The organism is Streptomyces sp. NPDC040622 (assembly GCF_055593965.1).
The window spans coordinates 339331-352183 of record NZ_JBVIXD010000001.1; the positions used below are offsets into that span (position 1 = coordinate 339331).

Annotated in this window: 12 protein-coding genes and 1 pseudogene; 2 read left to right on the top strand and 11 right to left on the bottom strand. The window is 72.7% G+C overall.

The features are described from left to right. Nucleotides 1–85: 85 nt before the first annotated feature. The 4 genes from ACZ592_RS01565 to ACZ592_RS01580 form a co-directional block, all read right to left on the bottom strand. Nucleotides 86–1219 carry a Gfo/Idh/MocA family protein gene (locus ACZ592_RS01565; protein WP_471579451.1) on the bottom strand — a complete coding sequence of 378 codons (1134 nt, stop codon included), beginning with the start codon at nt 1217–1219 and terminating at the stop codon, nt 86–88. Continuing rightward, nucleotides 1216–2067 (bottom strand): sugar phosphate isomerase/epimerase family protein, encoded by an 852-nt coding sequence (locus tag ACZ592_RS01570; protein WP_471579452.1) that lies wholly within the window; start codon nt 2065–2067, stop codon nt 1216–1218. Before ACZ592_RS01570 ends, ACZ592_RS01565 begins: the two co-directional genes overlap by 4 nt. A 143-nt stretch (nt 2068–2210) precedes the next feature. Beyond that, nucleotides 2211–2720 carry a hypothetical protein gene (locus ACZ592_RS01575; RefSeq protein WP_471579453.1) on the bottom strand — a complete coding sequence of 170 codons (510 nt, stop codon included), beginning with the start codon at nt 2718–2720 and terminating at the stop codon, nt 2211–2213. A gap of 216 nt (nt 2721–2936) precedes the next feature. Continuing rightward, nucleotides 2937–3368, bottom strand: a complete 432-nt coding sequence (locus tag ACZ592_RS01580; protein ID WP_471579454.1) for a nuclear transport factor 2 family protein — start codon at nt 3366–3368, stop codon at nt 2937–2939. 181 nt (nt 3369–3549) lie between these two features. Between ACZ592_RS01580 and ACZ592_RS01585 the strand changes: the two are divergent. After that, a pseudogene (locus tag ACZ592_RS01585) lies at nt 3550–4071 on the top strand (PadR family transcriptional regulator); the annotation flags it as partial. Between the two features lie 220 nt (nt 4072–4291). Here the strand turns inward: ACZ592_RS01585 and ACZ592_RS01590 are convergent. Further along, nucleotides 4292–5248, bottom strand: coding sequence for a fibronectin type III domain-containing protein (locus ACZ592_RS01590; protein WP_471579990.1), 957 nt, complete (start codon nt 5246–5248; stop codon nt 4292–4294). Between the two features lie 231 nt (nt 5249–5479). Between ACZ592_RS01590 and ACZ592_RS01595 the strand changes: the two genes are divergently transcribed. Then, nucleotides 5480–6307 (top strand): glycoside hydrolase family 75 protein, encoded by an 828-nt coding sequence (locus ACZ592_RS01595; RefSeq protein ID WP_471579455.1) that lies wholly within the window; start codon nt 5480–5482, stop codon nt 6305–6307. 28 nt (nt 6308–6335) lie between these two features. Here the strand turns inward: ACZ592_RS01595 and ACZ592_RS01600 are convergent, their stop codons facing one another. From ACZ592_RS01600 to ACZ592_RS01625, 6 genes are all read right to left on the bottom strand, one after another. Further along, nucleotides 6336–6770 (bottom strand): PTS sugar transporter subunit IIA domain-containing protein, encoded by a 435-nt coding sequence (locus tag ACZ592_RS01600; RefSeq protein WP_471579456.1) that lies wholly within the window; start codon nt 6768–6770, stop codon nt 6336–6338. Next, entirely contained in the window at nt 6763–7389 is a 627-nt protein-coding gene (gene dhaL / locus ACZ592_RS01605; protein ID WP_471579457.1) for a dihydroxyacetone kinase subunit DhaL, read from the bottom strand. The genes ACZ592_RS01600 and dhaL overlap by 8 nt, the downstream gene beginning before the upstream one ends. Nucleotides 7390–7480: 91 nt before the next feature. Next, a complete protein-coding gene (gene dhaK, locus ACZ592_RS01610; RefSeq protein WP_471579458.1) occupies nt 7481–8473 on the bottom strand; it encodes a dihydroxyacetone kinase subunit DhaK in 993 nt (330 codons plus the stop codon). 166 nt (nt 8474–8639) lie between these two features. Further along, nucleotides 8640–10673, bottom strand: a complete 2034-nt coding sequence (locus tag ACZ592_RS01615; protein WP_471579459.1) for a glycoside hydrolase domain-containing protein — start codon at nt 10671–10673, stop codon at nt 8640–8642. 88 nt (nt 10674–10761) lie between these two features. Further along, a complete protein-coding gene (locus ACZ592_RS01620; protein ID WP_471579460.1) occupies nt 10762–12423 on the bottom strand; it encodes a C40 family peptidase in 1662 nt (553 codons plus the stop codon). A gap of 145 nt (nt 12424–12568) precedes the next feature. Continuing rightward, on the bottom strand, nt 12569–12850 hold the full coding sequence (locus ACZ592_RS01625) for a hypothetical protein (RefSeq protein ID WP_471579461.1): 282 nt from the start codon (nt 12848–12850) through the stop codon (nt 12569–12571). Nucleotides 12851–12853: the final 3 nt, after the last annotated feature.

Here is a 12853-nt window from a genome sequence, read left to right on the forward strand (position 1 = left end):
CTCCCCGGGGGCACGGTCGCGGCGCTGTGCCGGTCCGGGTGCCGGACCCGGATGCGCAACGTCTCACCGACCGGGCGACCCGTCATCAGGTGGCGCCGCTTCCGTTCTCCAGGGTCGCCTCCCGGGGATCCCACTCCTCGGGCAGCGGCCGCGGCGGCACCACCTGCGTGGCCAGCGGGAGGAACTCCGCGCGCTCCGCCGAGTGCGCGATCGCCGTCATCGTCTGCAGCACGTGCAGGGCGAGCGCGCCGGACGCCCGGTGGGCGGCGCCGCCGCGCAGGGCGCGTGCCATGTCCACCACGCCGAGGCCGCGTCCGTCGGTCCGCCCCCGCACGGGCAGTTCGCGCCACGCGTCGCCGCCGTGCGGCAGCAGCCTGAGCGGACCGTCGAACGTGTTCGGGTCGGGCACCGCGAGAGTGCCCTCGGTCCCGGTGACCTCGAAGCGGACGCGGCGCAGCGCGGAGTCGAAGCTGAACGTCGCGTCGGCCCGCACCCCGGAGGCGAACTCGATGAGCGACGACACGTGGGTGGGGACGTCGACGGGGAACGTCTGCCCCGCCTTCGGCCCCGAGCCGACGACGCGCTCCACGCGCGCGCGTGCCGCTGTCGCGGCCACCCGCGACACGCCGCCGAACAGGGCGACGAGCGAGGTCAGGTAGTAGGGGCCGAGGTCGAAGAGCGGTCCGGCGCCCGGCTGGTAGAAGAACGCCGGATCGGGGTGCCAGCCCTCGGGCCCCGGCCCCTGCGTCACGGTCGTCGCCGCCACGGGCACCCCGATGTCCCCGGCCGCGACGGCCCGCAGCGCCGACTGCAGGCCCGCGCCGAGGAAGGTGTCCGGCGCGTTGCCCACGAGCAGCCCCCGCTCCGACGCCTCGGCCAGTACCTTCTCCGCCTCGGCCGGTGCGAGCGCGATGGGCTTCTCGCCGTAGACGTGCTTGCCGGCGCGCAGGGCGGCCGTCGCCACCTGGGCGTGCGCGGCGGGGACGGTGAGGTTGACGACGAGCTCGACCTCGGGCAGGGCGAACACCGCCGCGGGGCCGCCCGACACCGGTATGGAGTGGGTGCGGGCCGCGGCTGCCGCCCGCTCCTCGTCGAGGTCGGCGACGGCGACCACCCGGACGTCCGGGAACAGGCCCAACGTCCGCAGGTACTGGGAGCTGATGACGCCCGCGCCGACGACGGCGACGCCGACGGGTCCCGATCCCGCGGGCGGTGTCACGCGGCCTCCAGGGAGGTGAGGTAGGCGCGGCTGGCCGCGAGCTCGTCGAAGAGGGCGTCCGGGCCGCCCGCGCAGGAGTCGAACTCGACGATCCGCCAGGCGTCCGGCGCGGCGGCGAGGATCTCCGGCACCGGCATGGTGCCGCCGCCCACCGCCACGTTCGGGTCCTCCTTGGTACCGGGACCGTCCTTCAGGTGCAGGGCCCGCACCCGGTCGCCGAGCCGGCGCAGGAGCGCGGGGACCTCCGCGCCGCCGACGGCGGCCCAGTAGGTGTCGACCTCCAGGAACACCGCGGGGTCGAGGAGGTCGGCGAGGATGTCCACGGCGTGCAGGCCGCCGCCCGCTCCTGCCGCGTCCCGCGCGCTCCCGCCGTCCCCCCGGCTCGTGCCGCCGGCGTCGTTCGCGTGACTCGCGTCGTGGACGTCGCTCTCGTCACCGAAGCGGGGCTCGATCTCCCACCAGTGGTTGTGGTAGCCGATGCGGATGCCGTGGCGATCGGCCACCGCGGCCAGGGAGTTGAGGCGGTCCGCGGTCCGCGCGAGCCCGTCGCGCGAGGTGAACTCCTCGGGCGGGATGCCCGCGGGGACGATCGCGAGGTCGGTGCCGAGCGTGGCCACCGCGTCGAGGACGGCCGCCGGCTCCGGGCCGAGCAGCTGCACGGCGTGCGCGCCGGACACGGTGAGCCCGAGATCGTCGGCGATCCGCCTGAGGCCCTCGGGGTCGCCGAGCACGTCGTACGGTTCGACCGCGCCGTACCCGAGTCCGGCGAGGCGGCGCAGCGTCCCCTCCCGGTCGTCGACGAGCTGGTCGCGCACGGTGTAGAGCTGAACGCTGAGCGGTCGTGGCATGAACGCGCCCTCCCTGTCGGCTGGGAGGACGGTAAGTCGGTTCGGTGGGGCGGGCAAGGGTGCCTCGGCGGACGACTGCCGCCCACCCGCGGTCCTCGCGGGTGGGCGGCAGCAGGCCGATCCGTGGTGGCCGTGACCCCGGCTCAGGTACGGCCGACGGCTCCCCGGCGGCGCAGGTACCAGACACCGCCGGCCGCCGCGGTGGCCACCAGGGCCCCACCGGCGACCAGGGTGATGGTGCCCCGGTCCTCGCTGCCGCCCCCGAGTCCGCCGCGGACGCCGCGCGAGGGCGCCGTCGTGGAGGACGTCGTCGGCGCGGTGCCGACGTCGACGGTCTGAGGTCCGGCCGACGCGCCGTCCTTGCAGGAGACGAGCACCGTGTAGGCGCCGGTGCTGACGCTCTGCCAGGAAGCGCTGCCGTTGGTCAGCTCCACCTGTTTTCCGCCGGCGAAGCTGGCGTTGGCGGCACCCATCAGGGAGGCGGTGCCGCCGCCCGTGCCGCATGCGGTGGTCGTGGCCTGGACGGTGGATCCCGTGGCGGTGACGGTGAGGTCACCGCCGCCCGCGAACGCCGACGGGGCGCCCATGACCAGCGGCAGCGCGGCGGCGACGACGGTCAGGCCGGTACGGAGACATGTCTGAGCGGTACGCATGAGTCTGCCCTCCGGTGACACGGGAGGCGGACAACCCATGCGCCGCCGCGAATCGGGGAACGCCCGTGCTACCTGGTCACGAGCCAACGTGCCGGGAGCGGGGAGCGCATGCGGACGGCCGCCGGGCAGGTGACGGAATCCATCGTCCGGCGCAGACGCGGTGCTGACCGGGCGTCACCTGTTCGGCCGCGGAGGGTCGTCACGGAGCGGCGAGCGTCACCGCGGGGCGGGGACGAGGCCGTCCGCGACAAGCCCCTCGTACACCGCCTGCCCGAGCGTCTGGACCGCGGACTGCGGGCGGACCATCACCGTGAACTCCTTGATCCGGCCCTCCTCGTCGAAGTGCAGCAGGTCGATGCCGTGGATCTCCTTGCCGTTCACGGTGGTGCGGAAGAGCAGCACGTCGGACTCGGCCTGGCTGCCATCGGCGCTGGTCCGTGCCTCGCCCGTGTACGTGCCGACGTACCGGAAGTCCTCGAAGGTCCGCAACAGGACGCCGAAGAGTCCGAGCACCATGGGGCGCCCCTCGAAGGGCGTGAACTTCACCGGACTGTAGAGGCGGACGTCCGGCGTGAACAGGTCCTCCAGCGCGTCGAGGTCGCCCCGCTCGACGACGGCGCGGAAGCGCGCGGCGGTGGGGTGCGTCATGGTTCCTCCCGGAGGTGCGACGGCGGCGCGCGCACGCCACCGTGGTCAAGTCTGGGCAAGCCTGGGCAAGCCTGGGCAAGCGTGGTCAAGCGCGGCCAAGCCTGCATAGTCAAGAATCTGAGTAGTCAGATCGATGACTATGATGGGGTGCGGGACGACGTAAGGGAAGGGGAACCGGGCGATGGCTCTGCGGCACGCGGTGCTCGCGGCACTGCTGGACGGCGAGTACAGCGGCTATCAGCTGGCCAAGGGGTTCGACATCGGCGTGGCCAACTTCTGGCACGCGCTGCCCCAGCAGCTCTACGCCGAGCTGGCGAAGCTGGAGACGGAAGGCCTGGTCGCCGGGCGGGAAGTGGTCCAGGAAGGGCGTCCCAACAAGCGGCTGTTCAAGGTCACCGACGACGGGCTCGCCGAGATGGAGCGGTTCGCAGCCCGTGCCGCGAAGCCGTCCTTCATCCGGGACGACCTGCTGGTCAAGGTGCAGGCCGTGGACGGTGTCGCCGCCGTGCCGGTGATCGAGCAGCTCGCGGAGCGGGCCGCGGTCGCCGACGCGAAGATCGGGGTCCTGGAGAAGCTGCTCGTGCGGCTGCGGGGCGAGGCGGACGAGGCGGAGTTCCTGCGCACCGGCGAGCGCGTCGGCCCCTATCTGACCTGTCTGCGCGGGCTCTCCTTCGAGCGGGAGACCCGCGACTGGTGCCGGCGCGGGGGGGGGGGGGGGGGGGGGGGGGGGGGGGGGGGGGGGGGGGGGGGGGGGGGGGGGGGGGGGGGGGGGGGGGGGGGGGGGGGGGGGGCGTANNNNCCCACCCCCCCCCCCCACCCCACCCCCCCCCTTCCCCCCCCCCCCCCCCCCCCTCCACCCCCCCCCCCCCCCCCCCCCCCGCGGCCGGGGCTGATACCCGGGCCCGGGTCCGCCGGGTCGTGGCTCAGCCGGTGGTCACCGTCCGCTCGGGGGAGTAACCGCCCCACGTGCCGTCGCCCAGCTTGGGGCGGACGCGCACCGTGTGCCGCTCGCCGGCCTTCTTGCCGATGAAGAAGCTGTGCTCGGCCTTGTCGCGCGGCGCCGTGCCGCCGAAGACGAGCGAGGTGGCGGTGCGGCCGTCCAGCTGGATCTGGTACTCCGCCACGGCGCCGCCGGTGCGCGGGGGTGTCCAGGACAGGTCGATGTAGTACGCCCCGTCGGCGCGGTGCGTGTCCGCGCGGAAGCCGGTGGGCGCGGTGCCGCGCCCCGAGTCCTTGCCCGCCGCGGTGGTGAGGCGGACGGCGCGGCTCGCGGGGGAGAAGTTGTCGGCCGCGTCGCGCGCCTTGACCGTGAACGTGTAGTCGGTGCCGGGCCGCAATCCGGTGACCAGCGTCGCGGTCTGGCTCCCGCCCACGCTGTGGATCTTCGAGCCGCCCTGGTAGATCTCGTACGAGGCGACGCGCTTGTCGTCCGTCGACTTCCCCCAGGAGAGCATCGCCGCCCGGCCTCCCTCGGCCTCACCCGTCAGGTGTCCGGGGCGCGACGGCGGCTTGCGGTCGGCGGCGGTCGCGGCGGGCGTCGTGACCGAGAGCTTCTTGCTGTCCTCGCTCACGTTCCCTTCGGCGTCGCGGGCGCGGACGGTGAAGGTGTACGTGGTGGACGGCCGGAGTCCGACGACGTCCACCATGCTCTCCTTGCCCGGCACCTCCTTCACCTTCTCGGCCTTGGCCTTCCCGGTGCCGCGGTACACCTCGTACCCGGTGACCCCCGTGTCGTCGGTGGCCTGGTTCCACATGACGTGGGCGGTGGTGGCGCTGCCCGCCTGCACGGTGAGGCCGCGGGGTGCCGCAGGCGGGTTGTTGTCCTTGGCGTCGTCGCCGCCCCAGGCGCAGCCGCCCAGTACGGTCGCGGTGGCGGCCATGACGGTCAGCAGGGCCAGAGGGGTGCACAGGTGGGGGCTCCGTCGCACGGGGGCTGCCTTCCACTCGACGGCATTGGTCCGGACCTATTTGACACAGGTGACGAGGGCACATCAAGGGGTACGGGCGTGCGCCGTCCGGACCTTGATCGGCGAAGGGTGCATACGACGGGGCACAAATTGGCATATGTGGCCTACATGCCGTCAGTTTCCCGCTACGAAAGGCCCTTTCCCGTGCGTCACAGAACGACGGTCCTGGTCGCCGCGGCCGGAGTCGCCCTGCTGGCCCCCGCCTCGTACCCCGCCGCCGCGCAACAGCCCGCGCCCGCGCCGGTCGCCAAGTCCGCATGGGGGGCCGGAGGTTCGGAGGCGGATCCGGTCCCGGAAGTATCGGCCCGGGAGCAGCCGGCCGGCGAAGGACCGGCCGACGAAGGACCGGCCGGAGAAGGACCGGCCGGAAGGGGATCGATCGGAGAGGGGTCGGTCCGCGCGGCCGACCTGCTGGCCAGGACCGGGACCTGCAAGCAGATCTCGCACGGCAAGTACCGCACCGACGACGGCGCCCGCGCGGACGTCGCCGTCTGCGGGACGCGTGACGCCGTCTTCTGGAAGGCCGACATGGACATCGACTGCGACGGGCAGCCGACCAAGGCCTGCAACCGCCGCACCGACCCGCTGTTCTTCCACGCCACGGCCTTCCAGCAGTCCGACGGCCGCCAGCTCAACGCCGAACGCCTGCCCTACGTCGTCGTGCCCGGGGCCGGCCGCCGCTGGAACCACGCCAAGCACGGCATCACGGGCGGCACCGTCGCCGCGGTCATCCACCGCGGCAAGGTCCAGTACGCCGTCGTCGGCGACACCGGCCCCACCGACCTCATCGGCGAGGCGTCCTACGCCACGGCGAAGGCGCTCGGCATCCGGCCCGACCCGCGGACGGGCGGCGCGGACTCCGACGTCACGTACATCTTCTTCAAGGGCTCCAAGGCCACCCCGATCGAGAGTCACGCGGCGGCGGTCGCGCGGGGCGAGGCGCTGGCGCGCGCGTTCGTGCGGCGCAACTAGCGGGGCGGGGTCGGACCGGGCGACGCCGTCAGACCTTCCGGTAGGTGTACGCCTCCGTCGCCGCCGCCCCGACCGCGGCGAGGGCGGCACCTGCCGACGCGGTCACCACCGCCGCCACCGCGCCCTCCACGAACGGAGCGTCCACCAGGCGCGTGCCGTCCGGGAGTTCGTCGCCCTCGGCGATCAGCGCCTTCACGGTGAGGACCGCGCTGCCGAGGTCGGTGAGGACCGCGACGCCCGCGCCGCGGTCCACCCGGGCGGCGGCCGCCGAGATCAACTCCGCGCTGGTGCCGAGCCCGCCGTCCGCCGTCCCGCCGGCGGCGGCCACGGGCGCGGTGTCGCCGCCGCCCGCGAGACCCGTGGCCAGTGCGGCGACCGCCTCGGCCACGGCCGTACTGTGCGAGACGAGGACGATGCCGACCAGCGGGGCGGCAACCGTGTCGTCGGCCGGTCCGTCAGCCACGGCCGGCTCCCTGCGTGCCGCCGCTGTCCGCCGTCTCGGCCAGCGCCTCGAAGAGCAGGGCCGAGGAGGTGGCTCCCGGGTCCTGGTGCCCGATGCTGCGCTCGCCCAGGTAGCTCGCGCGGCCCTTGCGCGCCTGGAGCGGCGCCGTGGCCAGGGCGCCTTGGTGTGCCGCCTGCCGGGCCGCGTCGAACGACTCGTCGAGCGCGTCGAGGGCGGGGACGAGCGCGTCCAGCATCGTCTTGTCGCCGGGCGCGGCACCACCGAGGGCGGCCACCGCGTCGACGCCGGTGCGCAGCGCCTCGGCGAATCCCGCCCGGTCGACCTCGGCCGCGTCGCCGAGCGCCTTGCCCGTGCGGCGCAACAGCGTTCCGTAGAGCGGCCCGGACGCGCCGCCGACCGTCGAGATCAACTGCCGCCCCGCCAGCGTGAGGACGGCACCCGGCGTGTCCGGCGCCTCCTTCTCCAGGGTGGCCGCGACGGCAGTGAATCCGCGTCGCAGATTGCTGCCGTGATCGGCGTCACCGATGGCCGAGTCCAGCTCCGTGAGCCGGTCCGCCGCACGGTCGACGGCGCTCGCGGTGGCCGTCAGCCAGCGGCGGAAGAAGTCGGCGTCGAGCACAGGGTCTCCTTGCGTTGGCGCGGATGTTCGGGCGGGCGCGGGCGGGGCTCGCGGGGGCTGTAGGCCCAGGGGCGCGGTGCGACGGGACGGGTCAGACGCCCCAGCGCAGCCCGGGCGTACGGACCGGCGCGTCCCACAGCCGCAGCATCTCCTCGTCGACCTGACACAACGTCACCGAGGCGCCGGCCATGTCCAGCGAGGTCACGTAGTTGCCGACGAGGGTGCGCGCCACGGGGACACCGCGCTCGACGAGCACACGCTGGACCTCGGCATTGAATCCGTACAGCTCGAGGAGTGGAGTGGCACCCATGCCGTTGACCAGGACCAGGACCGGGTCGCGCGGCTCCAGATCCTCCAGTACGGCGTTCACGGCGAAGTCGGCGATCTCGTGGGAGGTCATCATGGGGCGCCGCTCGCGCCCCGGCTCACCGTGGATCCCCACGCCCAACTCCAGCTCCCCGGCGGGCAGGTCGAAGGTGGGGCTGCCCTTGGCGGGCGTGCTGCACGCGGCGAGCGCCACACCGAAGCTCCGCGTGTTCGCGTTGACCCGCCGGGCGAGGGACTCGACCCGCTCCAACGGCATCCCCGCGTCGGCGGCGGCCCCGGCCAGCTTCTCCACGAAGAGGGTGGCGCCGGTGCCGCGCCGTCCCGCGGTGTAGAGGCTGTCGGTGACGGCCACGTCGTCGTTGACGAGCACCTTGGCCACCTGGATGCCCTCGTCCTCGGCGAGTTCCGCGGCCATGTCGAAGTTGAGGACGTCACCCGTGTAGTTCTTCACGATGAACAGCACGCCCGCGCCACTGTCCACGGCGGCCGCGGCCCGCACCATCTGATCCGGCACGGGCGAGGTGAACACCTCTCCCGGGCAGGCGGCCGACAGCATCCCCGGCCCCACGAACCCGCCGTGCAACGGCTCGTGCCCCGATCCGCCGCCGGAGACGAGGGCGACCTTCCCCGCGACGGGGGCGTCCCTGCGTACGATCACCCGGTTCTCGACGTCGACGGTCAGTTCGGGGTGCGCGGCGGCCATCCCGCGCAGCGCGTCGGCGACCACGGTCTCGGCGACGTTGATCAGCATCTTCATGGGTGCCTCCTGGTGAGGTCGGCGGCGGGGCACATCCCTTGCAGGCAGTAGTGACCTTGCGCCAGAGAAGGTCGCCTGTCCAGATGTGCCGTACGCGAAGGCGGCGCGTCCCCTCCGCGACGGATGCGGGTGGGACGCGCCGTGTCAGTTCCCTCAGGTGTCGAGGTCAGGCGAAGTAGAGGACGCCTTGGCCTTCGGTGCCGAGGAAGTTGCTCCAGCCTTGGGAGGTGGGTTTTCCGCTGTCGTAGAAGTAGCCGCCGTGGTTGCGGTTGACGCGTACGGAGATGTCTCCGTTGGTGCCGTGGACGATCAGGTCGGCGTCTCCGTCGCCGTTGACGTCGGCGAAGTAGAGGCGGCCCTTGCCGGGTCCGCCGAGGAAGTTGCCCCAGTGTTCGGAGACGGTCTTGCCGCCGTCGAAGTAGTCGCCCTTGCCGTGGTTGAGGCGCGCCGACACCTCGCCGGTCGTCTCGTGGACGATCAGGTCGGCGCTCTCGTCGCCGTTGACGTCCGCGAAGTAGAGGCGGCCCTTGCCGGGCTGGCCGAGGAAGTTGCCCCAGCCCTTGGAGATCTCCTTGCCGCCGTCGAAGTAGTCCCCGTGCCCGTGGTTGAGGCGTACGGAGACGTCTCCGTCGGTGCCGTGGACGATCAGGTCGGCGTCTCCGTCGCCGTTGACGTCGGCGAAGTAGAGGCGGCCCTTGCCCGGTCCGCCGAGGAAGTTGCCCCAGCCCTCGCTGATCACGGTCCCGCCGTCGAAGCCCTTGCCCGCGCCCAGGTTGCGGCGCACGGACAGCTCGCCGCCGGTCGTGTGCACGATCAGGTCGGTGCGGCCGTCCCCGTCGGCGTCGGCGAAGTAGAGGCGGCCCTTGCCGGGCTGTCCGAGGAAGTTGGACCAGCCCTTGCTGAGGACCTCGCCGCCGTCGAAGTACGCCCCCTGGTCGTGGTTGTTGCGCACCGCCAGGTTCCCCGAGGTGTCGAGCACGGCCAGGTCGGCCGTCCTGTCGCCGTTGAGGGAGGCGCCGTCGGAGGGGGTGCCGGAGCCGATGTTGACGTCCAGGTAGTCCCGGTCGATGTTGATCGTGGAGCCGCCCCAGGTCTCGGTGACGTTGCCCGCGTACTGCTTGACCCGCTTGTGGTCGGCCCAGAGGCTGTCCGGGATCACGGGGTCTTCCGTGTCGGCCTTGCCGTCCCACTTGGCGTCGAAGATGACGTCGGGCAGGGCGTAGCCGCTCCCGGCGTGGGCGAGGTCGTCGACGCCGGAGGAACTGCTGCTGTAGACGGCCGACTTGTAGCCCTGGGCGTGCAGGCGCTTGGTCCAGGCGGCCAGGAAGTTCAGCACGTCGGCGCGGTTGCCTGCGGAGTACGCCTCCATGTCGTAGTAGAGGAGGCTGCCGCGGCCGAAGCCGAGGGCGGCGGCGTCCTGCATCGCGTCGTCGGCCGCCGCGGTGCCCTGGGCCGCGGGCGAGGTGATCTGGGACGCCTGCACGCCGACGTAGAGCGGCATGAACTTCCAGCCCGCGTCGGCCTGTTGCTTGACCCACGACGAGGTGAGGTTGGGCTGGCTGCAGGCGCGCTTGGACCCGCCGATGTAGATGCCGACCGCGTCGTAGGGGGAGTTGGCCTTCCAGTTCTTCATGGCGGTGGCGCTCGGCGCGGTGCAGGCGTCGAACCCCTTGCCCAGGTGGTTCATCGTGGACAGCGGCAGGGCGGCGGCCGCCGCCAGGGGCTCGGCGGCTCGCGCGGGCCGTGGCTGACGGGGGAGTCCCGCACCGTCGAGGATGCCGGCGACCAGGGCCTGGTCGGTGTCGTACGTCGCGGTGACCGTGACGGTGCCGGCGCTGACGCGCGTCTCGTGGGAGGCGGGGTCCTCCTCGGTGCCCTGTTCCTCGGGCGGGGTGCTCGCGGGCTGCACCAGGAGCGCTTCGGTCTTGCCGATGAGACTGGCGGGGCAGTCCTGCTCGGCGCCGGGGGCGCCGAGGTAGACCGTGTGCCGGTCGAAGCGCACACAGGCGGTGGGGTGTTCGGCCAGGTCGACGACCTCCCAGGTCTCCGGCACCTGGAACGTGTACCCGCCGTAGCTGACGGTGCGTACGGCAGGGGCGGCCCCGGCGGGGGCGGCGAGGGCGTGCGGCGCGAGGGGCAGCGCGATGGCGGCGGCGGTCAGGGCGGCGAGCGCCCCGGACAGGCGCGCGGGTCTGGGCATGACGCTCCTGGGTGACATGAGGTGACGTGTGTGAGGTGACGTGTGTGAGGTGACATGTGTGAGGTGACGTGAGGTCGGGAGCGTCGGCTCAGCCGAAGTAGAGGCGGCCCTGGCCTTCGTTGCCGAGGAAGTTGCCCCAGCCTTGGGAGGTGGGTTTTCCGCTGTCGTAGAAGTAGCCGCCGTGGTTGCGGTTGACGCGTACGGAGACGTCTCCGTTGGTGCCGTGGACGATCAGGTCGGCGTCTCCGTCGCCGTTGACGTCGGCGAAGTAGAGGCGTCCCTTGCCGGGTCCGCCGAGGAAGTTGCCCCAGTGCTCGGAGAGGATCTTGCCGCCGTCGAAGTAGTCGCCCTTGCCGTGATTGAGGCGCGCCGACACCTCGCCGGTCGTCTCGTGCACGATCAGATCGGTGCTCTCGTCACCGTTCACGTCCGCGAAGTAGAGCCGTCCCTTGCCGGGCTGGCCGAGGAAGTTGCCCCAGCCCTTGGAGATCTCCTTGCCGCCGTCGAAGTAGGCGCCGTGGCCGTGGTTGATGCGCACCGACACCTCGCCGGTGGTCTCGTGGACGATCAGGTCGGCGTCTCCGTCACCGTTGACGTCGGCGAAGTAGAGCCGTCCCTTGCCGGGCTGGCCGGTGAAGTTGCCCCAGCCCTTGGAGATGACCCTGCCGCCGTCGAAGCCCTTGCCGGCGCCCAGGTTGCGGCGTACGGACACCTCGCCGTTCGACGCCTGCACGATCATGTCGCTGCGGCCGTCACCGTTCGCGTCGGCGAAGTACAACTGTCCCTTGCCGGGCTGTCCGAGGAAGTTGGACCAGTTCTTGCTCAGCACCTTGCCGCCGTCGAAGTAGGCGCCGTCGTCGTGGTTGTTGCGCACCGCCAGGTTCCCCGAGGTGTCGAGCACGGCCAGGTCGGCCGTCCTGTCGCCGTTGAGTGAGGGGGTGGTGACCCGCTCGTCGATCACCTTCTTGTAGCGGTAGGGGAGGAAGCCGTTGGACTGCAGGTACGAGCGGGTGCGGGTGGACTGGCGGGCGTTGGTGCCGCTGTGGGCCTCCTCCAGCACCACGGCGGTGGTGTGCGAGCTGTCCGTCCAGCCCTTGAACAGCACCACGTGGGAGGCGGCCCGGTCGATCATGTCGCCGGGCCGGAGATCGTCCAGGCTGCCGAGCCGGGTGGCGTACCCGGGCAGGGTCCACGTCGTGGCACCGTAGTTGTTGCTGGCGCTCGACTTCAGGTGCCAGGCCATCGACACGAATCCCGAACAGTCCTGCCGGTACTTGCCGTTGCGGTCCTTGTGATAGCGCGTCTGGCTGTACGGGACCTGCTGGTCGACCCAGCTCTGCGCGGGGGCCAGGATCTCCGCGCGCGTGATCTCGCCGCCCGCGTCGGAGTCGTCCGCGACGGCGGTGACCGCCGCCTGTGTCCTGGCCGGCGCGGCGGGGCCGAACGTCGTCCCCGCGTCGTCCGGGCCGCCCGGGTCGGTGTCCGGGGCGTCGGGGTCGGGTGTCTCCGGTGCGGGCAGGCCCGCCGCCGCGGCGCCGGCCGCCACCTCGTCGGCGGTGGCGTTGGTCGGGTCAGGCACCGTCGGGGTGAACTCGACGTCCTCGCCGACCGGGTCGGGTGTCTCGTCGGCCACCTTGCTGGTCAGCGGCGCGGAGTAGGAGGGCGCGGCGGCGGTCAGGGCCAGCCCCGAAGCGGCGGTGACGGCGAGGGCGGCGACAAGACCGCGACGGAACGTTCTTCGTGTGTGCATGACATTCCTCTGCATGGCGTCTCCTGAGGGAGGGTGGGAGGGAGGGAGGACGCACCTGTGTGCGGGCACGCCCGTGTACCGGTGGGGCTCGCACGGAGCGGTCCGTACGAAGTTCGGGGAGCGGGTGGGTCAGGGCCGGCGACGGTCAGCGGGTACCGGTGGTCACGGCCCAGCCCGCCAGTTCGGGCCGGGAGCACAACGCGCGCTCGACCAGGCCGACGAGGAGGGGCGGCACGTCCGGATCGACCGACGCGTGCCGGGTGTAGAAGCCGACGATCACGTGGCCGGGCCCGCAGCTGACGCTGACGTGCTCGACCCGTTCTTCAGGGCGCGCGGCGCGGCGCAACAGCTCGGTGACGTAGACCGGTTCGAGCCACCGGGGCACGGTGCGGCCCTGCGAGGCGAAGGCGATGAAAGTCAGGCGCATCCT

Excerpts from the sequence above, each read along its gene's own strand:
- ACZ592_RS01615 (WP_471579459.1), bottom strand. The coding sequence starts at position 10,673 with ATGCCCAGACCCGCGCGCCTGTCCGGGGCGCTCGCCGCCCTGACCGCC.
- ACZ592_RS01625 (WP_471579461.1), bottom strand. The coding sequence starts at position 12,850 with ATGCGCCTGACTTTCATCGCCTTCGCCTCGCAGGGCCGCACCGTGCCC.
- ACZ592_RS01590 (WP_471579990.1), bottom strand. The coding sequence starts at position 5,248 with ATGGCCGCCACCGCGACCGTACTGGGCGGCTGCGCCTGGGGCGGCGAC.
- ACZ592_RS01575 (WP_471579453.1), bottom strand. The coding sequence starts at position 2,720 with ATGCGTACCGCTCAGACATGTCTCCGTACCGGCCTGACCGTCGTCGCC.
- ACZ592_RS01570 (WP_471579452.1), bottom strand. The coding sequence starts at position 2,067 with ATGCCACGACCGCTCAGCGTTCAGCTCTACACCGTGCGCGACCAGCTC.
- ACZ592_RS01580 (WP_471579454.1), bottom strand. The coding sequence starts at position 3,368 with ATGACGCACCCCACCGCCGCGCGCTTCCGCGCCGTCGTCGAGCGGGGC.
- dhaK (WP_471579458.1), bottom strand. The coding sequence starts at position 8,473 with ATGAAGATGCTGATCAACGTCGCCGAGACCGTGGTCGCCGACGCGCTG.
- ACZ592_RS01620 (WP_471579460.1), bottom strand. The coding sequence starts at position 12,423 with ATGCACACACGAAGAACGTTCCGTCGCGGTCTTGTCGCCGCCCTCGCC.